Here is a 24,227-nt window from a genome sequence, read left to right as displayed (position 1 = left end):
CCCCCACAGGCAAGTCCATCCAAAACTTGTGACACCGCGCGCCGAAAACGGCGCGTGGCCCCGCTTTGCGGGCAATGGGGGCATTCTTGTTCAAAAAACTGACCGCCGAATTTATCGGCACCTTCTGGCTCATCTTCATCGGCAGCGGCAGCGGCATTCTGGCCACAGCTTTTCCGCAGATCGGGATCGGCATCGTCGGTATTTCGTTTTCCGCCGGCATCGCGCTGATGGCGATGATCTACACGATCGGCGGCGTTTCCGGCGGCCACATGAACCCGGCCGTCTCCGTCGGCCTTGCTGTTGCCGGCAAATTTCCCGCCGCGCAGGTGCTGCCCTATGCCGCTGCGCAGGTGGCGGGTGCGCTGGCGGCCGCGGCCACGCTCTATCTCGTCGCCTCCGGCAAGGCCGGTTTCGTGCCCGGCGGGTTTGGCGCCAATGGTTATGGCGAGTTGTCGCCGGGCGGTTATTCGATGACGGCGGCACTGGTGACCGAGGTGGTGCTGATGGCGCTGTTCCTGTTTGTCATTCTCGGCTCCATTCACGAGCGTGTCCCGGCCGGCTTTGCGCCGGTTGCGATCGGGCTCAGCCTGACGGCCATCAACCTCGTGTCGATCCCGATCACCAACACGTCGCTGAACCCGGCCCGTTCGACGGCGCTTGCGCTGTTTGCCCAGACGGGGGCTCTCTCGCAGCTATGGCTGTTCTGGCTTGCCCCGATGCTGGGCGCCCTCATCGGCACGCTGACCTGGAGGGCGATCGGTGAGGGCGATGACGCGGAGAGCTGTGTCTCGAATTAGAATTTTCGAATATTTTGTTTCGTTCAGCTTTCATTCAGACAAGTTTAGCGAAATCTAGCCTCAGTCGCGTGATGGTTGCGCGGCTGGCCTCGCTCCAGCGGGGCCTGGACAGGGGGCATTCATGTTTAAAAAACTTTCGGCCGAATTTCTCGGCACGTTCTGGCTTGTCTTCGGCGGTTGCGGCAGCGCCGTGCTGGCCGCCGCTTTTCCGGAAGTCGGTATCGGCCTGCTCGGCGTCTCCTTCGCCTTCGGCCTGACGGTTCTGACCATGGCCTATACGGTCGGCGGTATTTCGGGCGGCCATTTCAACCCGGCGGTTTCCGTCGGCCTGACGGTTGCCGGTAAGTTCCCGGCGTCCAGCCTCGTGCCCTATATCGTGGCGCAGGTTGTCGGTGCTGTTGCAGCTGCTGCCGTGCTCTACCTGATCGCCTCCGGCAAGGCAGGCTTTGCTGCCGGTGGCTTCGCCTCGAACGGCTATGGCGAGCTGTCGCCCGGCGGTTATTCGCTGACGGCGGCGCTGGTGGCTGAAGTGGTGCTGACGGCATTCTTCCTGATCATCATCCTCGGCTCCACTCATGGCCGCGCACCGGCTGGCTTCGCGCCGATTGCCATCGGCCTCGGTCTCACGCTGATCCATCTCGTTTCGATCCCGGTCACCAACACCTCGGTGAACCCGGCCCGCTCGACGGGTGTGGCGCTGTTTGCCGAGACGGCAGCTCTCTCGCAGCTCTGGCTGTTCTGGGTGGCTCCGATTGTCGGCGCCGTCATCGGCGGTGTGATCTGGAAGATCGTCGGCGAGAACGACTGATCGCTCAAGGGCAAAAAGAAACCCGCCGTGTCACCACGGCGGGTTTTTGATTAGCAGCCTTTTGAAAGGCTCAGACCTCTTCCTTGCCCGAAAGCAGGATGCAGACCAGCGTGATCACGGCGGCGATGCCGAGATAATAGCCGACATAGGTCATGCCGTAATTCGCCTGCAGCCAGGTCGCTATATAGGGTGCGAGCGAGGCGCCGAAGATGCCGGCGAAGTTGAAGGTGATCGACGACCCCGTATAGCGCACCCGCGTCGGGAAAGGAGCGGCCAGAGCCGTGCCGATCAGGCCGTAGGTCATGCCCATAAGCGCCATCGCGAAAATCACGAAGATGAAGATCGACGTTTCGCCACCGGTCATCAGGCCCGGCAGGAAGAACGAGAAGACGCCGATCAGGACGGTCGTGAGGATCAGCACTTCGCGGCGGCCAAACCGTTCAGCGAGCTTGCCGGCGATCGGGATGAAGATGCCGAAGAGCACCGAACCCAGAAGCTGGACTTCCAGCGCCTCGACGAAGGGGATGCCGAGAACCTTGACGTTGTAGGAGAGCAGGTAGGCCGAGCCGATGTAGAACAGCACGAAGGTGGCGAGCGCCACGAAGGTGCCGAGCACGAGGCTGCGCTTGTGGTTGCGGAAGAGTTCCACGACGGGCACGTCCACGCGTTCCTGCTTCTCGATGGCCTTCTGGAAGGCCGGCGTCTCGGTGATCGACAGGCGGACCCACAGGCCGACGGCGATCAGCACGATCGAGGCGACGAAGGGGATGCGCCAGCCCCAGGCGAGCAGCGTTTCCTGCGACATGACATGCAGCAACAGCCAGAAGATGCCGGAGGAGAGGAAAAGACCGACCGGTGCGCCTAGCTGCGGGAACATGCCGTACCAGCTGCGCTTGCCCGGCGGGGCGTTTTCCGTGGCGAGCAGCACAGCGCCGCCCCATTCACCACCGAGACCAAAACCCTGACCGAAGCGGCATAGCGCCAGCAGCAGCGGCGCGAGCACGCCGATCGTCTCGTAGGAAGGCAGGAGGCCGATGATCACGGTCGAGACGCCCATGGTCAAAAGCGCGGCGACCAGCGTCGTCTTGCGGCCGATGCGGTCACCATAGTGTCCAAAGACGATGGCGCCGAGCGGGCGGGCGAAGAAGGCGATCGAGAAGGTCGCGAAGGAGGCGAGCAGCGCTGTCGTCGGATCACTGTTCGGGAAGAACAGCGTCGGGAAGACCAGCACGGCGGCGGTGGCGTAAACGTAGAAATCGAAGAATTCGATGGTCGTTCCGACCAGGCTTGCAAAAAGAACGCGCGCCGGGGAGTTCAGTCCGGCACGGTTGGAATGCGTTGCGGTCGGCGACCCGGAAGCGAGTGTCTCACTCATCGTGGGTGCCTTTTTAATGTTTCTTGTTTGCCGTCTTGGGAGGCAGCGGGGTTCTATTACGTCAACCGAACGGTCGATGAAACAATAAAAGATCGCGCAAGGGCGAAAAATCGTACTTTTCGGTCTTTGTCGGTTCCCCGGCGTTTACCAAGGCTTGCCGCCGTGTTGCCGCTTGCTCAGCATCTTCTAATTTTTTGGTTTTTCTTGCGTCGATGGCAACTCTCTGATTCCAGAAGAGGAATCGAAGCGGGACTTGATTCGGATCAGGAAAATTCGTCCCGCGACGGGTCAGGTTAACGAAAGTAAACGCTTCATTAACCTTAATGCCGCTCTAGTGGTCCCATCTCGGTCGCCCGAGTCGGATCCGGAGCAAAATCAGGTCCGCACAAGCGACGAGGGGCAGTGTGCGGTATTCAGTTGAGGGTTTCATGAGCGTCAAGCACGTCGCGATGTTGATGGGTGGTTTTTCGTCGGAACGGCCGGTGAGCCTTTCGTCGGGCAACGCCTGCGCGGATGCGCTCGAGGCCGTGGGTTACAAGGTTACCCGCGTCGACGTCGGTCATGACGTCGCCAGCGTCCTTGCGGAACTGAAGCCCGACGTCGCCTTCAATGCGCTGCATGGCCCCTTCGGCGAGGACGGCACCATTCAGGGCGTGCTCGAATATCTCGAAATTCCCTATACCCATTCCGGCGTGCTCGCTTCGGCGCTCGCCATGGACAAGGCGCAGGCAAAGATCGTCGCCAAGGCCGCCGGCATCCCGGTCGCCGAACAGCGCCTGATGAATCGATTCGATTTCACCTCCAGCCATCCGATGAAGCCGCCTTACGTGGTGAAGCCGGTGCGCGAGGGCTCGTCCTTCGGCGTCGTCATGGTCAAGGAAGACCAGTCGCATCCGCCGCAGATCATCACCTCGCAGGAATGGCGTTACGGCGACAGCGTCATGGTCGAGCGCTACGTCTATGGCCGCGAACTCACCTGCGGCGTCATGGGCGATGTGGCGCTTGGGGTGACTGAAGTGGTGCCGCAGGGCCACGCCTTCTACGACTATGATTCCAAATACGTAAAAGGTGGTTCGAAACACGTCATCCCGGCGCAGATTTCACCAAATATTTACCAAAAAGTACAAACACTCGCACTCAAGGCGCATCAAGCGATCGGGTGCCGTGGCGTCAGCCGTTCCGACTTCCGTTACGACGACCGTTTTTCCGAGAATGGCGAGCTGATCTGGCTGGAAATCAACACCCAGCCCGGCATGACCCCCACCTCCCTGGTGCCCGAAATGGCCGATCATGCCGGCCATTCCTTTGGTGAATTCTTGAAGTGGATGGTGGAGGACGCGTCGTGTTTGCGTTGAGCGTCAAGAAGGGCAGGGTTCGTCCCGCCGGCCTCGCGGAGCCGGAAGCCGGTCGCGTGCTGCCGCGTCCGCTGCGCCGTATCGTCCGTTTCCTCGTCAGCCTCGCGGCTGGCCGAATCAATATTCCGCGCCATGCCGGCAGCATGGCCACTGTCGCCTTCATCGGTGCGACCGGTCTCTACGGCATGTCGCTCGGCGGCCATTCTCAGGATTTCGCCCAGGCTTCGACCACCGCGATCGGCTTTGCCATCGAGGATGTGAAGGTCTCGGGCAACCGGGAAACCTCGGAAATCGACATCCTCGAGCGCCTCGGTCTCGATGGAACGACCTCGCTGGTCGCCCTTGACGTGAAGGAAGCCCGCCAGAAGCTGACGGAATTGCCCTGGGTGGAGGACGCTTCGGTGCGCAAGGTCTATCCTGGCACGATCGAGATCGCGCTCAAGGAGCGCGAGGCCTTCGCGATCTGGCAGCACGGCACCGACCTGTCGCTGATCGAGAAGAACGGCAGCGTGATCGCGCCGCTTCGCGATAACAAATTCTCCTCGTTGCCGCTGTTCGTCGGCCGCGATGCCGAAACAGCGGCGGCAAGCTTTGCCGACGAATTCGACAGCTGGCCGGAGCTCAAGTCGCGGGTGAAGGCCTATATCCGGGTCGCCGGGCGCCGCTGGGATCTGCGTCTCGACAACGGTATCGTTGTCAAGCTGCCGGAGCACAACGTGCCGCGCGCCATGGACATGCTGGCCTCGCTCGATGCGAGCGAGCGGCTTCTGGAGCGCGATATCGCAGCCGTCGATCTGCGTCTCGAAGACCGCACGACGGTTCAATTGACGGAAGGGGCGCTCGAACGCCGTACCAAGGCGGTCGAGCAGAGGGCAAAGGACCTGAAGAAGGCAGCGAAGCGCACATGAGCATTTTCGGTTCGTCCCATTTCGGCCTGCCGCGCTTGAAGCCGCTGTCTTCCAAGCGGGCTCATGTCGTTTCGGTCCTCGACATCGGTTCCACCAAGGTCGTCTGCATGATCGGCCGGCTGACGCCGCGTGCCGAGAGCGAGATCCTTCCGGGCCGCACGCACAATGTCGAGATCATCGGCATCGGCCACCAGAAGTCCCGCGGCGTGAAGAACGGCGTGATCGCCGATCTCGATGCCGCCGAAAGCGTCGTGCGCCTCGCTGTCGATGCGGCCGAGCGTATGGCCGGCCTCACCATCGAGAGCCTGATCGTCAACGTCTCGGCGGGCCGCCTGCAGAGCGATATCTACACCGCGACCATCGATCTTGGTGGCCAGGAAGTCGATGCCAACGACCTGCGCAAGGTCCTTGCCGTCGCCGGCCAGCAGTCGCTGCGCCAGGACCGCGCCATCCTTCACTCGCTGCCGACGGGCTTCTCGCTGGACGGCGAGCGTGGCATCCGCGATCCGCTCTCGATGTTCGGCGATGTCCTCGGCGTCGACATGCATGTGCTGACGGCGGAGCGCTCGTCGCTCAAGAACCTCGAACTGTGCATCAACCGCGCCCACCTCTCGGTCGAGGGTATGGTCGCGACGCCCTACGCCAGCGGCCTTTCGGCTCTGGTCGATGACGAAGTCGAACTCGGCTGCGCCTGCATCGACATGGGCGGCGGCACGACGACGATCTCCGTCTTCGCCGAAGGCAAGCTGGTGCATTCCGACGCCGTCTCGCTCGGTGGCCACCACGTCACCACCGATCTCGCGCGCGGTCTTTCCACCCGTATCGAGGACGCCGAGCGCCTGAAGGTCGTGCACGGCTCTGCCCTCGCCAATGCCGGCGACGAGCGCGACATCCTCACCGTTCCGCCGATCGGCGAGGACGACCGCGACCAGCCGACCCACGTGCCGCGTGCGCTCATCTCGCGCATCGTCCGGGCCCGTATCGAAGAGACGCTCGAACTCATTCGCGATCGCATCCAGCGTTCCGGCTTCTCGCCGATTGTTGGCAAGCGCATCGTCCTGACGGGTGGCGCCAGCCAGCTGACAGGCCTGCCCGAAGCGGCTCGCCGCATCCTCGCCCGCAATGTGCGAATCGGCCGCCCGCTCGGCGTGTCGGGTCTGCCGACGGCAGCCAAGGGACCGGCCTTTTCGACGGCCGTCGGGTTGATGATCTATCCGCAGGTGGCGGAACTGGAAGAACACGCTGTGCAGGGCGGCATGCTCTCGCAGCTGACGGGGGGCAGTGGCCGCATAGCCCGCATGGGCCAGTGGCTGAAGGAAAGTTTCTGACGGGTTTCCCGACGGCGTGCCGCCGGGAGAGACCGACAAACGAGTTTTAGGAATAGACCGGCTGGGCGAAGCGGCCGGAAACGAAAGGAACACTGGAATGACTATCAAGCTGCAGAAGCCGGACATCACTGAGCTGAAGCCCCGCATCACCGTCTTCGGTGTCGGCGGCGGCGGCGGCAATGCTGTCAACAACATGATCACCGCAGGCCTCGAGGGTGTCGATTTCGTCGTCGCCAACACCGATGCCCAGGCGCTCTCCATGACCAAGGCTTCGCGCATCATCCAGATGGGTGTTGCCGTCACGGAAGGCCTCGGCGCCGGCTCGCAGCCGGAAGTCGGCCGCGCCGCTGCCGAAGAGTGCATCGACGAAATCATCGATCACCTGAACGGCACCCACATGTGCTTCGTCACCGCCGGCATGGGTGGCGGTACGGGTACGGGCGCAGCTCCGGTCGTCGCCCAGGCTGCCCGCAACAAGGGCATCCTGACCGTCGGCGTCGTCACCAAGCCGTTCCACTTCGAAGGCGGCCGTCGCATGCGCCTTGCCGAAGAAGGCATTCTGGAACTGCAGAAGTCGGTCGATACGCTGATCGTCATCCCGAACCAGAACCTCTTCCGCATCGCCAACGACAAGACCACGTTTGCCGACGCCTTCGCGATGGCCGACCAGGTTCTCTATTCGGGCGTTGCCTGCATCACCGACCTGATGGTCAAGGAAGGCCTCATCAACCTCGACTTCGCCGACGTCCGCTCGGTGATGCGCGAGATGGGCCGCGCCATGATGGGCACGGGCGAGGCTTCGGGCGAGGGCCGCGCAATGGCCGCTGCCGAAGCCGCTATCGCTAACCCGCTGCTCGACGAGACCTCGATGAAGGGCGCGCAGGGCCTGCTGATCTCCATCACCGGCGGTCGCGACCTTACCCTTTTCGAAGTCGACGAAGCGGCAACCCGTATCCGCGAGGAAGTCGATCCGGACGCAAACATCATTCTCGGTGCTACCTTCGATGAAGAGCTCGAAGGCCTGATCCGCGTTTCCGTTGTTGCAACCGGTATCGATCGCGCGGCCTCGGAGGTGGCTGCACGGAATGCTGACTTTCGCAGCCTCAGCAAGCCGGTAGTTCGTCCGTCCGCCGCCGTTCCGGTCCAGCCGCAGGCTCAGCCGGTCGCCGTCGCTCCGCAGCCCCAGCCGGTCGCCCAGCAGCCGCAGCCCGTCCTGCAGCAGCCGGTGTTCCAGCAGCCGGTCGTCGATCCGATCGCCGAAGCCATTCGCGCGTCGGAGGAAAGCCTGGAACGCGAGCTGGCCATTCCGGCAAGCCGCCCGGTTCCGGCCCAGCCGGTCGCCGCCCAGGTTCAGGAAGAGCCGCGCCTGCAGAATCGCCTGTTCGCGACGCCGGCCGAAACGCCGGTCGTCCAGCGTGCCGTTCCGGTTCAGCAGCCGGTTCAGCAGGCCCCGGTGATGCAGCAGCGTGTCGAGCCCGCCGCTCCGATCATCCGTCAGGAGCCGCAGGCCATGCGCATGCCGAAGATCGAGGATTTCCCGCCTGTCGTGCAGGCTGAAATCGATCATCGTTCGGCCCCGCAGCCGGTTGCGACCCACACCGAAGAGCGTGGCCCGATGGGTCTGCTCAAGCGCCTGACCTCGTCGCTTGGCCGTCACGAAGAGCCGCAGCAGCCGGTCCAGCAGGAGCCGGTCGCCCAGCAGCAGCGCCGCGCGCTGTCGCCGGAGGCCAGCCTCTACGCGCCGCGCCGCGGCCAGCTCGACGATCACGGCCGTGCCAACCCGCAGCCGCGTTCGCTGGGCGAGGAAGACCAGCTGGAAATTCCGGCCTTCCTGCGCCGTCAGTCGAACTGAGGCCAAACACCGCTTTGTAACGAAATGCCCGGATCCTGATCCGGGCATTTTTATTTCTGCTTCTGTTTCAGTGGTTTACGCATTGGATAAAAGCGTAACAAAGCGAAAGAAACAGTGATTTGTAAGACGCTGAGGGACCTACTAGATTTAGGATAGGCACAGGGGCCAGTCAGGATTCGGATCGCCGGCGTGAGCCGGAGCGCATCAAGCCACTCCAGACGATCAGGCAAACTTGTCGGCGGGCGCGCAGCGTCCGGCCACAGGATCCCTTGGGCCAGGAATTGAAAGTGTCGGCGAAGAATGAGCCGGCAATAAGACGAGGCGAATGCACATGACGATGCTCGGTTTCCAGACCACGATTGCAAGCCCGGTGACGATTTCCGGCACGGGCGTGCATTCCGGCGTACCGGTCTCGATCACCTTCAACCCGGCCGAGGCTGACAGCGGCATCGTTTTTCAGCGCCAGTTCGCCGACGGCACCGTCAGCGAATACCGCGCGGTGTCCTCGCAGGTCGGCAGCACCGATCTCTGCACGGTTCTCGGCTTCTCGCCGGCCACGTCGATTGCGACTGTCGAACATGTCATGGCCGCGCTCTATGCGCTTGGTCTCGACAATACCCTGATCGAGGTTAGTGGCGCCGAAATGCCGATCATGGATGGCAGCTCCGCGCCCTTCATCGAGGCGATCGACGAGGTGGGCCTGACCGCGCTTGCCGTGAAGCGCCGCTACATCCGAATCATCAAGCCGGTCCGTGTCGAGGCAGGTGCCTCCTGGGCCGAGTTCTCGCCCTATGACGGCACGCGATTCGAAGTCGAGATCGATTTCGACTGCCCGCTCATCGGCCGCCAGTCCTGGAAGGGCGATCTTTCGCCCGCCACCTTCCGCAGCGAGCTTTCCCGCGCGCGCACCTTCGGCTTCATGCGCGATGTCGAGCGTCTCTGGGCCGCCGGTCTTGCGCTCGGTTCGTCGCTGGAGAACTCGGTCGTCATCTCCGATGACAACACCGTGATCAACGTCGAAGGCCTGCGCTACGCCAAGGACGAGTTCGTGCGCCACAAGACGCTCGACGCCGTCGGCGATCTGGCGCTTGCCGGTGCGCAGTTCATCGGCTGCTACCGCTCGTATCGCGGCGGCCACAAGATGAATGCGCATGCCCTCAAGGCGCTGCTCAGCGATCGCTCGGCTTACGAAGTGGTCGAAGCCTCCGCACCCCGTTCGCGCGTCGGCCAGCGCGAGCTGATTGCCGTCAACGCACCGGAATTCGCGCCCTGGTCTCTCTGAGACCGGGCCGCATTCCTTTTTCTTTCCCGACACGAATGCCATAAAAATGCGTTAATGCGTGGGCATGGCGTTGCGATCTTCACGTATTTGGAGATACAACGCGGGGCGCATATGCGGCCCGTCCGCATGGGGCGCCGTTGAACTGGGATTATCACATGGTTGTTGCAGGGTCTGTTGGTGTGAAGAAGACGGCGCGCATTGTCTATCTTACGCTTGTCGCTACGGCGTCTTCGATTGGTCTTTCTGCCTGCCAGTCTGATCCCGACATCGATATTTCAAAGCTTTCCGGCGAGACCGAGTCCGCCGATACGCTCTATAATCAGGGCCTGGCAAACCTCAGCGCCGGCAAGGTAGGCGAGGCGAACCGCAAGTTCGCGGCCGTCGACCGGCAGAATCCCTTTTCCGAGCAGGCCCGCAAGGCGCTCGTGATGAGCGCGTTCACCAGCTACCGCCAGGGGCAGTATGAAGAGGCCGTCACGGCCGGCAAACGCTACCTGAACCTCTATCCGGAATCTTCGGACGCGGCCTACGCGCAATACATCATCGGCCTTGCCTACTGGAAGCAGATCCCGAGCGTGACGCAGGACCAGCGCACCTCGCAGCAGACGCTTGAAGCGATGAAGGCCGTCGTCGACAACTATCCGGACTCGGAATATGTCGAGGATGCCCAGAACAAGATGCGTTTTGCCCGCGACCAGCTCGCCGGCAAGGAAATGCAGATCGGTCGCTACTATCTCGAGCGCAAGGAATACATCGCAGCGGTCAGCCGCTTCCGCGTGGTCGTCGAAACTTATCCGATGACAAACCAGATCGAGGAAGCGCTGGCGCGTCTCGTCGAGACCTATTACGCGATGGGCCTTGCTAGCGAAGCGCAGACGGCTGCTGCCGTTCTCGGCCATAACTATCCGGACAGCCAATGGTATGCCGACAGCTACAAGCTGTTGCAGTCGAAGGGTCTGGAGCCGCGTGAAAACGACGGTTCCTGGATATCGCGCGCCGGCAAGAAGCTGATCGGCGCCTAAACCAAGAGCACTTGCCATGCTGGCGCAGCTATCGATCCGCGATATCGTCCTGATCGAACGGCTCGACCTTGCGTTCGAGCCGGGTCTATCCGTGCTGACCGGGGAGACGGGTGCCGGCAAATCCATCCTCCTCGACAGCCTTTCGCTGGCACTCGGCGGACGCGGTGATGGCTCGCTGGTGCGTCATGGAACGGAGCGCGGCCAGGTGACGGCCGTTTTCGATGTGCCGATGCAACATGCAGCACGTGCGTTGTTGCGCGGAAACGGCATCGACGACGATGGCGACCTCATCTTCCGCCGCCAGCAATCGGCCGACGGCCGCACCAAGGCCTATGTCAACGACCAGCCGGTGTCCGTGCAGCTCATGCGCCAGGCTGGTCAGCTTCTCGTCGAAATCCACGGCCAGCATGACGACCGGGCGCTGGTCGATACCGACGCGCATCGCCTGCTGCTCGACGCCTTCGGCGGCCTGAGCGAAGCGGCGGCCGATGTCGGCACGCTCTATCATCACTGGAAGGAAGCCGAGCGCACTCTGCGCCGCCACCGCGATAAGGTGGAGGCCGCCGCCCGTGAAGCGGATTATCTCCGTTCGTCCGTCGAGGAACTGGAAGTGCTCTCGCCGCAGGATGGCGAGGAGGATGCGCTGGCCGAGGTGCGCGCCCGCATGATGAAGGCCGAGCGCATCGCCGGTGACATCAACGAGGCGAGCGACTTCCTGAACGGCAGTGCCTCGCCCGTGCCACTGATCGCCGCCCTCGTGCGCCGGCTGGAGCGCAAGAGCCATGAGGCGCCGGGCCTGCTGGAAGAAACCGTCGAATTCCTCGATCTGGCGCTGAACCAGCTGTCGGATGCGCAGATGGCCGTCGAGACGGCGCTGCGCAAGACGGAATACGATCCCAAGGAGCTGGAGCGCACGGAGGAACGGCTGTTTGCGCTGCGCGCCGCCGCCCGCAAATATTCCGTGCCCGTCACCGGTCTTCCGGCGCTGGCCGCCAAGATGATCGCCGACCTTGCCGATCTCGATGCCGGCGAGGAGAAGCTGGTGCAGTTGCAGTCGCGGCTCACCGAAGCGCGCGCGGCCTTCGAAATCTCCGCCAAGTCGCTCTCCGAAAAGCGCCACCACACCGCCGATGCGCTCGCCGCCGCCGTGATGGCGGAGCTGCCGGCGCTGAAGCTGGAGCGGGCGCGCTTCACCGTCGAGATCACCACCGATCCCGACGGCGGGGCGGAGGAAGGGATCGACACCGTGGAGTTCCACGTCCAGACCAATCCCGGCACGCGTCCCGGCCCGATCATGAAGGTCGCCTCGGGCGGCGAGCTTTCGCGCTTCCTGCTGGCGCTGAAGGTTGCGCTGGCCGATCGCGGCTCGGCCCCGACACTCGTCTTCGACGAAATCGACACCGGTGTCGGCGGCGCGGTGGCCGACGCCATCGGCCAGCGGCTGAAGCGGCTGTCCGCCACTGTGCAGGTGCTCTCCGTCACCCATGCACCGCAGGTTGCCGCGCGCGCGGCAACGCATCTTCTCATCTCCAAGGGGCCGGTCGAGGGCAGCGAGACCGTCGCCACCCGCGTCGCCCGCATGGACGAGGGTGCGCGCACCGAAGAGATCGCTCGCATGCTGGCCGGCGCCTCCGTGACCGACGAGGCGCGGGCTGCTGCCGCACGGCTGCTTTCGGGCGGGACGTAACGGTCTGCCATCTTTCCTTTCGTCAGCTTTGCTCTAAAAACGGATGCGAATCCCGGAGCATGTCATGGCGAACGCGAAAACCCCTGTCGAAACCCTGACCGAAGACGAGGCTGCGGCCGAGCTCGCCTTTCTGGCGGCGGAGATCGCGCGCAATGACGAGCTCTATCACGGGCAGGACGCGCCCGAGATTTCGGATGCCGAATACGATGCGCTGAAGCGGCGTAACGAGGAGATCGAGGCGCGTTTTCCCGCTTTGGTGCGCGATGACAGCCCGTCGCGCCGGGTCGGTTCGGCACCGCTTGCCACTTTCGCGCCGATCACCCATTCCCGCCCCATGCTGTCGCTCGACAACACGTTTTCCGACGAGGACGTGCGGGACTTCGTCGCCTCGGTCTATCGCTTCCTCGGCCGCCTGCCGGATGATTCCATCGCCTTTACCGCCGAGCCGAAGATCGACGGCCTTTCCATGTCGATCCGCTACGAGAATGGCCGCCTCGTGACGGCAGCGACGCGCGGCGACGGCACGACCGGTGAGAACGTCACCGCCAATGTGCAGACCATCACTGAAATCCCGAACCGCCTGCCGGCCGGCGCGCCTGAGGTCGTCGAGGTGCGCGGCGAGGTCTATATGGCCAAGAGCGATTTTCTTGCGCTGAACGAGAAAATGGCGTCGGAGGGCAAGCAGACCTATGTCAACCCTCGCAACACGGCGGCGGGCTCACTGCGCCAGCTCGATGCCTCCGTGACGGCGAGCCGGAAGCTGCGCTTCTTCGCCTATGCCTGGGGCGAGATGTCCCAGATGCCGGCCGATACCCAGTTCGGCATGATAGGCGTGCTGAAATCCTGGGGTTTCCCGGTCAATCCGATGACGCAGCGTCTGTCGCGCGTCGAGGATATCATCGCGCATTATCGCGAGATCGGCCTTGCGCGCCCGGACCTCGACTACGATATCGACGGCGTCGTCTACAAGGTGGATGAACTGGCCTTGCAGGAGCGTCTCGGCTTCCGCTCACGTTCACCGCGCTGGGCGACGGCGCACAAGTTTCCGGCCGAACAGGCCTTCACCATCGTCGAGAAGATCGACATCCAGGTCGGCCGCACCGGCGCGCTGACTCCGGTTGCGCGGCTGACGCCCGTCACGGTCGGCGGCGTGGTCGTCACCAATGCGACGCTGCACAATGCGGATTACGTTGAAGGCATCGGCAACAGCGGTGAGCGCATCCGCGCCGAGGATCACGATATCCGCATCGGCGATACTGTCATCGTGCAGCGCGCGGGCGATGTGATCCCGCAGGTGCTTGACGTGGTGATGGAGAAGCGCCCGGCGGACGCCCAGCGCTACGAATTCCCCAAGACCTGCCCGGTCTGCGGCAGCCATGCGGTGCGCGAGCGCAACGAGAAGACCGGTCGGCTCGATTCCGTGACGCGCTGCACCGGCGGCTTCGTCTGCCGTGCGCAGGCAGTGGAGCACCTGAAGCATTTCGTCTCGCGCAATGCCTTTGATATCGAAGGTCTCGGCTCCAAGCAGATCGATTTCTTCTTCGAGGCGGAGGATCCGTCGCTGACGATCCGCACGGCGCCCGATATCTTCACACTGGAAAAGCGGCAGGCGGGTTCGCTGACCAAGCTCGAAAACATCGACGGCTTCGGCAAGGTGAGCGTGCGCAAACTCTATGACGCCATCGACGCCCGCCGCTCGATTGCCCTCAACCGCTTCATCTATGCGCTCGGCATCCGCCATGTCGGCGAGACCAATGCGAAACTGCTGGCGCGCGCCTATGGCACCTATGCCGCCTTCGAAGAGGCGATGAAGGCCTCGGCCTCGCTTTCGGGTGAGGCCTGGACCGAGCTCAACAGCATCGACGGCATCGGTGAGGTCGTCGCCCGTGCGATGGTCGAATTCTACAAGGAGCCGCGCAATGTCGATGTGATCGACCGGCTGCTTCAGGAGGTGACGCCGGAAGCGGCCGAGGCGGTTGTCGCGACTTCAAGTCCGGTCGTCGGCAAGACGGTGGTCTTCACCGGCTCGCTGGAGAAGATGACGCGCGATGAGGCGAAGGCGATGGCGGAACGGCTGGGTGCGAAGGTCGCGGGGTCAGTTTCGAAGAAGACCGACCTCGTCGTCGCCGGCCCCGGCGCAGGTTCCAAGCTCGACAAGGCGAAGGAATTCAACGTCGAAGTGATCGACGAGGACGGCTGGTTCGAGCTCATCAAGGGATCGTGACGGTCGAGCCGCGCACGAGGAAACGGCTGTCGAAGGTCATTGGCACACCTTCTCCCGCACTGTAGTCCAGCGTACCGCCGAGATAGGCATGCATGTGGAGGTGCGGCTCGGAGGAGTTTCCGGAATTACCGACGCGGCCGAGCGTTTCGCCCGCAGTGACCAGTTCGCCGCCCTGAACCGCAATCGAGCCCTTGCGGAGATGGGCAAGCAACACGCGCGCCGTGCCGCAGGCGAGGATGATGTAGTTACCCGCGGGGTCCTGCGTGTTCGTTTCTGAAATCCTGTTGTCTCCGACACCATCATGCGTCGAGATGGCAACGCCCGTGCACGGACTTTTCACCGCACGATCATAGACGACATAGTCGGCAAGGTTCGTCGGCATGATACCCGCAGCCCGCGCGCCGAATGGATTGAGCGCGACGATATCGAGTGCATAGCGCTGGCTTCGGTCCGTGTGATGATAGTTGATCGACGTCGCGCTGCCGCCCTGTCCGATGTAGTAGGTGCCGGCCGTGAGGGGAAATTCCAGCTCCACGGCCGTCTCCTGATAGCCGTAACCGGACAATGCCCGCGCTGTCAGCGCCAGGAAGAACACCGCCATGGCCGCCGTGAAGCCATGGGTGCGCATGATGGCTGTCGAGCGGCTCCAGGGGCGGTGGCGCACGCGGCGGTAGGCGAGGAGGGCGGAAACCAGGAAGATGACGGGCAGTGCGATCACCAGAACCGTGCTCAGGAAATCCCAGCGGCCGATAATGGCGATGAAGGCGAAGTAGCACGCACCATAGACGACGCGCATCAGCCATCCCAGCCTGTCGGCCGGCTGTGGAAGCCAGAGCCAGAGCAGGAAGAAGATCGGGAGGATAACCTGGGTCGTCAGCAGGATGATGAGCGGCAGTTCCATGGATAGACCTCAGGATCAGCCATGCCCATCCTCATCGCCGGACACGGACGTTTGTTCCTGCTCAATCCTCCCCGGCGAGATTGGTTCCGTTTTTCGGAGTCTCTTCCACAGCTTATCGACGTTTCCTAAGGGTCGGTGTAACCGGCCGGCCGGATATCGACGGTGTGGCCCGCCGGATCGTTCTGGAAGAGGATTGCGCCGGTCGATTTGGATTCAGCGGCCACATAGTCGAAGGTCACGTCGTTCTCCTCGATCACGCGGTCGCCATCCGTCAGCCGGCCGATGACGGTGACGGCGGCCGCCGTCGTCGTTGCGGTGTTGTAGATATCGAAGGCCACGCGGTGGCCGGCGGTGGTTTTTTCGGTCGTCAGCACGGTCACGACGAGGTCCGGTGGTGTCGCCTTCCGGGTAAAGGCTTCCCAGGTCAGCCAGCCGAGGATGGCGGCGACCAGCAGTGCGGACACGATGCCCGTCAGCCATTCGATCCAGTGCGGATCCTGGCGTTCCCTGTGGCGGCCCTGATCGGATTTGGTCATGGCCGCCTCACAGGATCAGGCGCGCGGCGGCGGCACCGAGCGATGCCGGAAAGCCGAGTACGATGACGGACAGCATGATCTCGACGGCGGAACTGTCGCCCAGCCGCTCGAAGATCCAGAGTGCGAAGATGCTGATCGCCAACGCAATGACATAGCCGGGCAAGGTGAAGCGCACGAAGGCGTGCCACCACGGCGTTTCCGGCTCGAGTTCGTGCCCGCCGATGAAGGAGACGGCATAGACGAAGCCGTGCATCAGTGCGATCGAAAGCACGGTGACGACGATCGCGTGCCAGATCGACATCTTGTAGGCGAGCACCATCATCTCGTCGGTCGGGGCAATATTGAGCGAGAGGAAGAGGGCGCCGGCGGCCATCATCAGCAGTTCACCGTGATAGGGCGTTTCCTTGCCATCGTCCTCGGTGTCGTCGTGGCCGAGCTGGCTGCGGCCGAGCATGGCGCCGATGCTGGCCGGGACGGATTGCAGTGCGATCTTGGCGACCGCTTCGCTCACCGGCATGTCGGCATGCAGCAGGCCGAGCGCGGCGAGCACGATGACGCTGGTGACGATGCCGATGCCATAGGCGATGATTGCGTCGCGGATCGCCTCGCGCCAGGTGAACGTCTCTTCGAAGCCGATACGGTGGGCGAGCAGAATGAGAAGGGGAATGTTGAGGAGAAGCAGCAGGAGCAGCCGCTCGCGGGCGATGGTGAAGCCGAGATACCACATTTCCATGGTCATCAGCATCGGCAGCGCCAGAAAGAGGGCGCCCGCGACGCCCCGGCCGAGGCCGGTCACGAAGCTGTTGAATTCGTTTTTCGCGTCGTCAGCGGATGTGGTTTCGCCTGCCATCGCAATACCCCTCGCAACAAGCGCGGGGGAAATGCGGCGCGGAGCAAAAAGTTCCGCGCCGCCAACCGCTTAGGGGCGGTCGAACTTCTTGGGCTTCGGCTTCTTCGGGCCGCCTTCCGGCTTGGCGAACTTTTCGTCGCGCTTGCCCTTGAAGGGCTTTGGTCCGCCGAAGGGCTTGCCGGGCTTCTTGTCCGTGCCGTCGTTGCGATCCTTCCAGTGCGGCTTGGCTGCCGCGCCTTCCGGTTTGTCGAAGTCGCGCTTCTTGTCGGCGTTGTCGTTTCGATCCTTCCAATGCGGCTTGGCACTCGCACCTTCGGGCTTGTCGAACTCACGCTTCTTGTCGAAGTCCTTCTTCTTGGCAAAGCCGGGCTTCTTGTCGAACTCGCCGCGCGGCTTCCAGTCGGTGCGGCGTTCTTCATTGCGCACCGGCTTGTCGTAACGCTGGGTCTTTTCGCCCGGCGTGCGCTCATAGAACTGCGGTGTCAGGTCCGGCATGCCTTCCAGCACCGTCACGCGGATACCGCGCTCCAGCATGCTGTTGGGGCCAAGCGCGCCCATGAAGCCGTCGGAGGCATCGGCGGAAAGCTCGATGAAGGTTTCCTCCGGCTGCATCTTGATGGCGCCGATCTCGTTCTTGGTGATGTTGCCGTTGCGGCAGAGCATCGGGATCAGCCAGCGCGGTTCGGCGCGCTGCTTGCGGCCGACCGAAACGGAAATCCAGGTGCTGCGGGCAAAGCTGTCGCGCGGGCGCTTGGTTTCGGCCGGGATGGCATCGTTGCTGCGCTCGCGCGGCTTGCGTTGTTCGAGCGAGACTTCGACCAGATCTTCCGGTGCGGAACGACCAGCCTTGAAATAGCGCGCGACGGCGGCGGCAAGCTGGCGGGCATCGAACTTTTCGACCAGCGCGTCGATGGTCTCGATTTCGTCTTCACCAATCGTGTCGGTTAGCGTCGCGTCGGCGAGCAGGCGCTCGTCGTCGCGGCGCAGGATCTCTTCGGCCGACGGCGGGGTTGCCCAGTTGGCCTTGAGATTGGCGATCTGCAACAGGCGCTCGGCCTTGCGGCGGGCGCTGAGCGGCACGATGAGGGCGCTCACGCCCTTGCGGCCGGCGCGGCCCGTGCGGCCCGAACGGTGCAGCAATGTATCCGGATTGGTCGGCAGGTCGGCATGCACAACGAGCTCGAGGTTCGGCAGGTCGATACCGCGGGCGGCGACGTCTGTCGCGATGCAGACGCGGGCGCGGCCGTCGCGCATGGCCTGCAGCGCGTGGGTGCGTTCGTTCTGGCTGAGTTCGCCGGAAAGCGCTACGACCGAGAAGCCGCGATTGTTGAAGCGGGCCGTCAGGTGGTTCACCGCCGCGCGCGTCGAGCAGAAGACGATCGCCGTCTGCGCATCGTAGAAGCGCAGCGTGTTGATGATGGCGTTTTCGCGGTCCGAAGGCGTGCAGAGCAGCGCGCGGTATTCGATATCGACATGCTGCTCGCGTTCGGCGGCCGTCGAGATGCGCATGGCATCGCGCTGGTAATTCTTGGCGAGTGCCGCGATTTCTTTCGGCACGGTGGCCGAGAACATCAGCGTGCGGCGGTCTTCGGGTGCGGCTTCGAGGATGAATTCGAGGTCTTCGCGGAAGCCGAGGTCGAGCATCTCGTCGGCTTCGTCGAGCACGACGGCGCGGATGGCGGAGAGATCGAGGTTGCCGCGCGTGATGTGATCGCGCAGGCGGCCCGGCGTGCCGACGATGATATGGGCGCCGCGTTCCAGCGCCCGGCGCTCGTTGCGCACATCCATGCCGCCGACGCAGGAGCCGATGACGGCGCCGGTCATCTCATAGAGCCATTCCAGCTCGCGCTTGACCTGCATGGCCAGTTCGCGCGTCGGGGCGATAACGAGGGCAAGCGGGCTTCCCGCGCGGTCGAAACGCTCTTCGCCCTGCAGCAGCGTCGGCGCCAGCGCCAGGCCGAAGGCCACGGTCTTGCCGGAGCCGGTCTGCGCGGAAACCAGCGCGTCGGAATCGCCGATCTTGGGGTCGGAGACGGCGATCTGCACCGGCGTCAAAGTGGTATAGCCGCGTTTTTCCAACGCCTTTGCCATCGCCGGAGCGAGGCTGTCGAAATTCGTCATATGGGGTCTTTCGGAATTCGGGTTCAGCGACGATCTGGCGTCGCACTCGCAAGCCCATGAATGACGGGCGTGTTGCGCGCTCTCTACTGCGCCTTGGCCAAAATGTACAGTGTGCAAAAACGCAAAGCTGCCCAGCGGGTTAAGCGATGGCTGCCAAAAGTCTTTCCCGATTGTCTTTTTGCGCTGCACAAGATAGAAAACGGCGCCCCCGGAAAGTAGTCCGCAGAGACGACATGGGAGCATCGCCCGCGGGAGAGGGCGAGAGCAAGGAGGAGCCGCCGATGAAGACGTTCACCACCATCGCGGATTTGCGCGCGGCTCTCGCGCCGCATCGACTTGACGGCCGCACGATCGGCCTCGTGCCCACCATGGGCTATCTTCATGTCGGCCATATGGAGCTGGCGCGCCGCGCCCGCGCCGACAACGACATCGTCGTCGCCACCATTTTCGTCAATCCGCTGCAATTCGGCCAGAACGAGGATCTTGCGCGTTATCCGCGCGATCTCGCCCGCGACCAGGCGATGCTGGAGGCCGAGGGGGTGCACTATCTTTTCGCGCCCGGCGTCGAGGACATGTATCCGCGGCCGATGGAAACCGTGGTCGATGTGCCGACGCTCGGCGCAGAGCTGGAAGGGTCCGTGCGCCCGGGCCATTTCGCCGGCGTTGCGACGGTTGTGACGAAGCTCTTCAACATTGCCGGTCCCGACCGCGCCTATTTCGGCGAGAAGGATTTCCAGCAGCTCACCATCATCCGCCGGATGGTTGCCGATCTCGCCCAGCCTGTCGAGGTGATCGGCGTGCCGACGGTGCGCGAGGCCGATGGCCTCGCCTGTTCGTCGCGCAATGTCTATCTCTCGCCGGAAGAGCGCGCCGCTGCCGCCATCGTGCCGCGCGCGCTGGAGGAGGCCGAACGGCTTATCGCAGCGGGCGAAACCGATGCGAAGGCTTTGGAGGCGGGTGTCACCGCCTTCCTCCGCAGCGAGCCTCTGGCCCAGCCCGAGGTCGTCGCCGTCAGGGATCCGGAAACGCTGGCCGAGCTCGATACGGTTGGCGGCAGGCCGGTCCTTTTGTTGCTTTTCGTGCGCTTTGGAAGCACGAAGCTCCTCGATAACCGGGTGCTGAGCCCAAAGAAGAAGGTCGCGTGACATGAGCGTACACACCGCCAAGCGCCGTCTGGCCCCGTCCGACATCAAGGCCCTGAAGGGCGAACGCCCCATCGTCAGCCTCACCGCCTATACGACGCCGGTCGCCAAACTGATGGATCCGCATGTCGATTTCATGCTGGTCGGCGATAGCCTCGGTATGGTGCTCTACGGGCTGGATTCCACCGTCGGCGTGACGCTGGAGATGATGATTGCCCACGGCCAGGCCGTCATGCGCGGCTCGTCCAATGCCTGCGTCGTCGTCGACCTGCCGTTCGGCTCCTACCAGCAATCCAAGGAGCAGGCCTTCGCGACAGCTGCCCGCGTGCTGAAGGAAACCGGCTGTTCGGCGATCAAGCTGGAGGGCGGCGCGGAAATGGCCGAGACGGTCGATTTCCTCACGCAGCGGGGCATTCCCGTGCTCGGCCATGTCGGCCTGATGCCGCAGCTCATCAACACGACGGGCGGCTACCGTTCGCTCGGCCGCAACGACAAGGAAGTCGAAAAAATCCGCAAGGATGCTGCCGCGATCGACGATGCCGGCGCCTTTGCCATCGTCATCGAGGGTACGGTCGAGCCGCTGGCGCGCGAAATCACCGGCAAGGTGAAAGCGCCGACCATCGGCATCGGCGCTTCGCCCGCCTGCGATGGCCAGGTGCTGGTGGTCGATGACGTCCTCGGCATCTTCACCGACTTCAAGCCGCGCTTCGTCAAGCACTTCGCTAACCTCGCGCCCGTGATGAGCGAGGCTTTCGCGACCTATGCGGAGGAGGTGAAGGCCCGCAGCTTCCCCGCGCCGGAGCATACGTTCCAGCTCAAGAAGGGGTGATCGGCCTTCAAGCGCCGCTCCCCTCCCAGTTGTCATCCTCGGGCTTGACCCGAGGATCCACACATCCGCACCGCCTCGCTTGAGGCTTGGATCCTCGGGGCAAGCCCGAGGATGATGTGGGGGTGGGGGTCATGGTTTGCCCCATACTCACGGGGCGCGATTGATCAGCGCGGGACGTGAGTTAGCGTCGAATGATCAACGACGTTGAATGATTCCATCAGCCATATTGGTTTGCGGGTGGGCCTTGCCTGCTCTATGGCTTGCCTATCCTAGCATAGAGCAGACCCATGACCCCCGATACAAAAGAAGAAATCCGCGACGCCTTTCGGCGTGGCATTGCGGTTGCCATTGCGGCATCGCCGTTTGCCGTGCTGTTCGGCGCCGTTTCCATCGATAACGGCCTGACGGTCGCCGAGGCGACCCTGATGAGCGCGACGCTCTATGCCGGCGCCAGCCAGCTCGTCGGCGTCGAATTGTTCAATCATCATGTCGCGCCATGGCTCGTCGTGCTCTCCATCTTCGCGGTCAACTTCCGCCACGTGCTCTATTCGGCGGCCATCGCCCCGCATATTCGGCATCTCACGTTCTGGCAGAAGGCGACCTCGCTGTTCCTGCTGACGGATCCGCAATTCGCCGAGACCGAGCGGCGGGCGGATGCCGGTCTTCGGGTCAGTTATATCTGGCTGATGGTGCTCGGTTTTAGCGTTTACGTGCCGTGGCTCTGCCTGACGGTCGTCGGCGGGTTGCTCGGCAACCTGATAGGCGATCCCAGGGCGATCGGTATCGATGTACTGCTGCCGGTCTATTTCATGGGGCTGGTGATGGGCTTCCGCAGCCGGGCCAACTGGTTGCCGGTCGTGCTTGCCTCCGGCGTTGGCTCGGTGCTTGCCATGCATTTCGTCGGCTCGCCCTGGCATGTCAGCCTCGGCGCGCTTGCCGGCGTCGCCGTCGCGGCCCTGCTGCCGCTCGACAAGGAAGATGAGGCGCCTGTCGGCACGGTTGCGGAAGGGGAGGCATGAGCATGGAGAACATGTTTCACATGCAGACGCTGCTGATCGTCGCCGCCGGCGCCGTCGCGACCTACCTCACGCGTGTCGGCGGCTATGTCTTCATCACGCGCATGAAGCGCATTCCGCCGCGCGCCGAAGCGGCGCTGAACGCCGTTCCGGCGGCCGTCTTGACCACGCTGGTCGCGCCGGCCGCCATTACGGGCGGATGGGATGTCAGCATCACCATGGCGGTCGCCTTTCTCGTGGGGCTGCGCCTGAAACTCCTGCCGATGCTGGCCGTCGGCTGGGTCGTGGTGATGCTGCTGCGTCGCGTCATCGGCTGATAGGAGCCGTTGCTTTTGCCAGCCAGGATTTGGTCGCGTCGTCCGAAAGGAGCGGCGCGATCTTTTCGTTCGTCTCGGCGTGATAGGCGTTGAGCCAGGCCAGTTCCTCGTCCGTCAGCAGGTTTGCCACAATCAGGCGGCGGTCGATCGGGCAGAAGGTCAGCGTCTCGAAGCCGAGCATGTCGATGTCGCCGCCTTGGATGGCCGCGGCCGGCAGGACATGCACGAGGTTTTCGATGCGGATGCCGAAGGCGCCGGGGCGGTAGTAGCCCGGCTCGTTCGAGAGGATCATGCCGGCCAGCAGCTCCTGTGTCGAAAGCCGCGAGATGCGCTGCGGGCCTTCATGCACAGAGAGATAGGAGCCGACGCCATGGCCGGTGCCATGGGCGAAATCGGCACCGGCTTTCCACAGCGCGATGCGGGCAAGCGGATCGAGATCGCAGCCCCGCGTGCCCTTGGGGAAGCGGGCAAGGCTGATGCCGATCATGCCTTTCAGCACCAGCGTGAAGAAGCGCTTCTGCTCTTCAGGCACGGCGCCGATGGCGACCGTGCGGGTGATGTCGGTCGTGCCGTTGATATATTGCGCGCCGGAATCGATGAGGAACATCGTGCCCGGCTCGATGGTCGCATCCGTGTCGGTCGTTACGCGGTAATGCATGATCGCGGCATGCGCGCCCGCGCCGGCAATCGAATCGAACGAGACGTCCTTCAGCGGGTTCTGGTGGCGCTCGCCGACGCTGCGGCGCACCGCTTCCAGCTTCTTGGTGACGGCGATTTCCGTCTGGCTGCCCGGCGTGGTGCTGTCGAGCCAGGCGAGGAATTCCACCATCGCGGCGCCATCCTGAAGATGGGCGCGGGCGGAGCCTTGCAGCTCGACGCTGTTCTTGCAGGCGCGGGGCAGGCGGGCCGGGTCGATGGCCTCCACCAGCATGCCGCCCTTGCTGCGCACGATCTCGCCGAGCGCGAAGGGTGCCTGATCGGGGTCGATCAGGATGCGCTTGCCCTCGGCGGCGAGGGCGGCGATGCGATTGTCGAAATCCGACGGCGGCAGAAGGTCGGCGAGCTGAGTGAGATAGGCCTCGGGCTCGATGCCGGTCTTGCGCTTGTCGAGGAAGAGCAGGGGGCGGCCGTCGGCCGGGATGATGGCGCGGGCCAGCGGATGCGGCGTGTGCGGCACGTCGCTGCCGCGGATGTTGAAGATCCAGGCGATGGAGGAGGGGTCGGTGACGGCAAGCGCATCCGCACCGGCCTTTGCCGTCGCCTCCGCCATTTTGGCCAGCTTGTCCTTGGCGAGTTCGCCGGCATGGTCGATCGCCTGGATGGTGACGCGGCCAAGCGGTTCGGCCGGGCGGTTCGTCCAGGCCTTGTCGAGCGGGTTGTAGGGCAGGAAGACGAGGCTGCCGCCGAGCGTGGCGAGCGCCTTTTCCAGACGGCGCACTTCGGCCGCCGTGTGCAGCCACGGATCGATGCCGAGCCGGAAACCTTTGGTGCCGTGGTTCTGCAGCCAGAGATGCGGCGGCTCGCCGACGAGATCGCCGCCGGTATAGACGCTGCCATCCACCTGCTCGGCGAGCTGCGTGACATAGCGGCCATCGACGAAGACCACGGCCTGTCCGCGCATGACGAGCGCTACGCCCGCCGAGCCGGTAAAGCCCGTCAGCCAGGACAGACGCTCCGCCGAAGCCGGCACATATTCGCCCTGATATTCATCGGCGCGCGGCACGAGGAAACCGTCGATGCCGATTGCATCGAAGGAGGCGCGGAGCGCCTCGGCCCGTTCGCGGCCAAACTGGGGCGTGGAGGTGACGTCGAAACTCTGGAACATGGGATGCTTCCGCTCAGGCGATGAATCGTGGCGGCAATCTAGCCCATCGCGG

Annotated in this window: 20 protein-coding genes; 14 read left to right on the top strand and 6 right to left on the bottom strand. The window is 63.7% G+C overall.

All coding sequences use genetic code 11. The features are described 5' to 3' along the window. The first annotated feature begins 86 nt into the window (after positions 1-86). Positions 87-797, top strand: a complete 711-nt coding sequence (aqpZ, locus tag MUU55_RS03690) for an aquaporin Z (protein ID WP_244759398.1) — start codon at positions 87-89, stop codon at positions 795-797. A 121-nt stretch (positions 798-918) separates the two neighbouring features. Then, positions 919-1,605: an aquaporin Z gene (gene aqpZ, locus MUU55_RS03685; protein WP_117366539.1), complete on the top strand. Its 687-nt coding sequence runs from the start codon at positions 919-921 to the stop codon at positions 1,603-1,605. 70 nt (positions 1,606-1,675) lie between these two features. On the opposite strand, the gene MUU55_RS03680 is transcribed toward aqpZ (MUU55_RS03685), so the two are convergent. Next, complete coding sequence (locus MUU55_RS03680) at positions 1,676-2,980, bottom strand: MFS transporter (protein ID WP_244759397.1); 1,305 nt, start codon at positions 2,978-2,980, stop codon at positions 1,676-1,678. 428 nt (positions 2,981-3,408) lie between these two features. Between MUU55_RS03680 and MUU55_RS03675 the strand changes: the two genes are divergently transcribed. The 8 genes from MUU55_RS03675 (at position 3,409) to ligA (ending at position 14,638) form a co-directional block, all read left to right on the top strand. Then, positions 3,409-4,335: a D-alanine--D-alanine ligase gene (locus tag MUU55_RS03675; protein WP_244759396.1), complete on the top strand. Its 927-nt coding sequence runs from the start codon at positions 3,409-3,411 to the stop codon at positions 4,333-4,335. Further along, a complete protein-coding gene (locus tag MUU55_RS03670; protein WP_244759395.1) occupies positions 4,323-5,243 on the top strand; it encodes a cell division protein FtsQ/DivIB in 921 nt (306 codons plus the stop codon). The genes MUU55_RS03675 and MUU55_RS03670 overlap by 13 nt, the downstream gene beginning before the upstream one ends. Next, positions 5,240-6,571: a cell division protein FtsA gene (ftsA, locus tag MUU55_RS03665; RefSeq protein ID WP_244759394.1), complete on the top strand. Its 1,332-nt coding sequence runs from the start codon at positions 5,240-5,242 to the stop codon at positions 6,569-6,571. The genes MUU55_RS03670 and ftsA overlap by 4 nt, the downstream gene beginning before the upstream one ends. A 97-nt stretch (positions 6,572-6,668) precedes the next feature. Then, the gene (ftsZ, locus tag MUU55_RS03660; RefSeq protein WP_244759393.1) at positions 6,669-8,423 is read left to right on the top strand and encodes a cell division protein FtsZ; all 1,755 of its coding nucleotides are present in this window, start codon (positions 6,669-6,671) and stop codon (positions 8,421-8,423) included. A 325-nt stretch (positions 8,424-8,748) separates the two neighbouring features. Further along, positions 8,749-9,705 (top strand): UDP-3-O-acyl-N-acetylglucosamine deacetylase, encoded by a 957-nt coding sequence (gene lpxC / locus MUU55_RS03655; protein WP_244759392.1) that lies wholly within the window; start codon positions 8,749-8,751, stop codon positions 9,703-9,705. A gap of 155 nt (positions 9,706-9,860) precedes the next feature. Continuing rightward, complete coding sequence (locus MUU55_RS03650; RefSeq protein WP_244759391.1) at positions 9,861-10,727, top strand: outer membrane protein assembly factor BamD; 867 nt, start codon at positions 9,861-9,863, stop codon at positions 10,725-10,727. Between the two features lie 16 nt (positions 10,728-10,743). After that, positions 10,744-12,414: a DNA repair protein RecN gene (recN, locus tag MUU55_RS03645; protein ID WP_244759390.1), complete on the top strand. Its 1,671-nt coding sequence runs from the start codon at positions 10,744-10,746 to the stop codon at positions 12,412-12,414. Between the two features lie 64 nt (positions 12,415-12,478). After that, positions 12,479-14,638, top strand: coding sequence for an NAD-dependent DNA ligase LigA (gene ligA / locus MUU55_RS03640; RefSeq protein ID WP_244759389.1), 2,160 nt, complete (start codon positions 12,479-12,481; stop codon positions 14,636-14,638). On the opposite strand, the gene MUU55_RS03635 is transcribed toward ligA, so the two are convergent. From MUU55_RS03635 to MUU55_RS03620, 4 genes are all read right to left on the bottom strand, one after another. Continuing rightward, on the bottom strand, positions 14,625-15,539 hold the full coding sequence (locus tag MUU55_RS03635) for a M23 family metallopeptidase (RefSeq protein WP_244759388.1): 915 nt from the start codon (positions 15,537-15,539) through the stop codon (positions 14,625-14,627). The two genes, ligA and MUU55_RS03635, sit on opposite strands and share 14 nt — an antisense overlap. Positions 15,540-15,664: 125 nt before the next feature. Next, positions 15,665-16,075 (bottom strand): TIGR02588 family protein, encoded by a 411-nt coding sequence (locus tag MUU55_RS03630; protein WP_244759387.1) that lies wholly within the window; start codon positions 16,073-16,075, stop codon positions 15,665-15,667. 7 nt (positions 16,076-16,082) lie between these two features. After that, complete coding sequence (locus MUU55_RS03625) at positions 16,083-16,925, bottom strand: TIGR02587 family membrane protein (protein ID WP_244759386.1); 843 nt, start codon at positions 16,923-16,925, stop codon at positions 16,083-16,085. A 69-nt stretch (positions 16,926-16,994) separates the two neighbouring features. After that, complete coding sequence (locus tag MUU55_RS03620; RefSeq protein WP_244759385.1) at positions 16,995-19,046, bottom strand: DEAD/DEAH box helicase; 2,052 nt, start codon at positions 19,044-19,046, stop codon at positions 16,995-16,997. 281 nt (positions 19,047-19,327) lie between these two features. Here MUU55_RS03620 and panC point away from each other — a divergent pair, with 281 nt between their 5' ends. The 4 genes from panC to MUU55_RS03600 all read left to right on the top strand — a co-directional run bounded on the left by panC (position 19,328) and on the right by MUU55_RS03600 (position 22,350). Continuing rightward, positions 19,328-20,191, top strand: coding sequence for a pantoate--beta-alanine ligase (gene panC, locus MUU55_RS03615; RefSeq protein WP_244759384.1), 864 nt, complete (start codon positions 19,328-19,330; stop codon positions 20,189-20,191). A 1-nt stretch (position 20,192) separates the two neighbouring features. Continuing rightward, positions 20,193-21,017, top strand: coding sequence for a 3-methyl-2-oxobutanoate hydroxymethyltransferase (gene panB, locus MUU55_RS03610; protein ID WP_244759383.1), 825 nt, complete (start codon positions 20,193-20,195; stop codon positions 21,015-21,017). A 287-nt stretch (positions 21,018-21,304) separates the two neighbouring features. Continuing rightward, complete coding sequence (locus MUU55_RS03605) at positions 21,305-22,036, top strand: AzlC family ABC transporter permease (protein WP_244759382.1); 732 nt, start codon at positions 21,305-21,307, stop codon at positions 22,034-22,036. Between the two features lie 2 nt (positions 22,037-22,038). After that, the gene (locus MUU55_RS03600) at positions 22,039-22,350 is read left to right on the top strand and encodes an AzlD family protein (RefSeq protein WP_244759863.1); all 312 of its coding nucleotides are present in this window, start codon (positions 22,039-22,041) and stop codon (positions 22,348-22,350) included. Here the strand turns inward: MUU55_RS03600 and MUU55_RS03595 are convergent. Beyond that, positions 22,340-24,175 carry an aminopeptidase P family protein gene (locus MUU55_RS03595; protein WP_244759381.1) on the bottom strand — a complete coding sequence of 612 codons (1,836 nt, stop codon included), beginning with the start codon at positions 24,173-24,175 and terminating at the stop codon, positions 22,340-22,342. The genes MUU55_RS03600 and MUU55_RS03595 overlap by 11 nt on opposite strands. Positions 24,176-24,227: the final 52 nt, after the last annotated feature.

The organism is Shinella curvata (genome assembly GCF_022899935.1).
Lineage (GTDB): Bacteria > Pseudomonadota > Alphaproteobacteria > Rhizobiales > Rhizobiaceae > Shinella > Shinella curvata.
The sequence above is the reverse complement of the archived record's forward strand: the minus strand, read 5'-3'. Positions and strand labels throughout refer to the sequence as shown.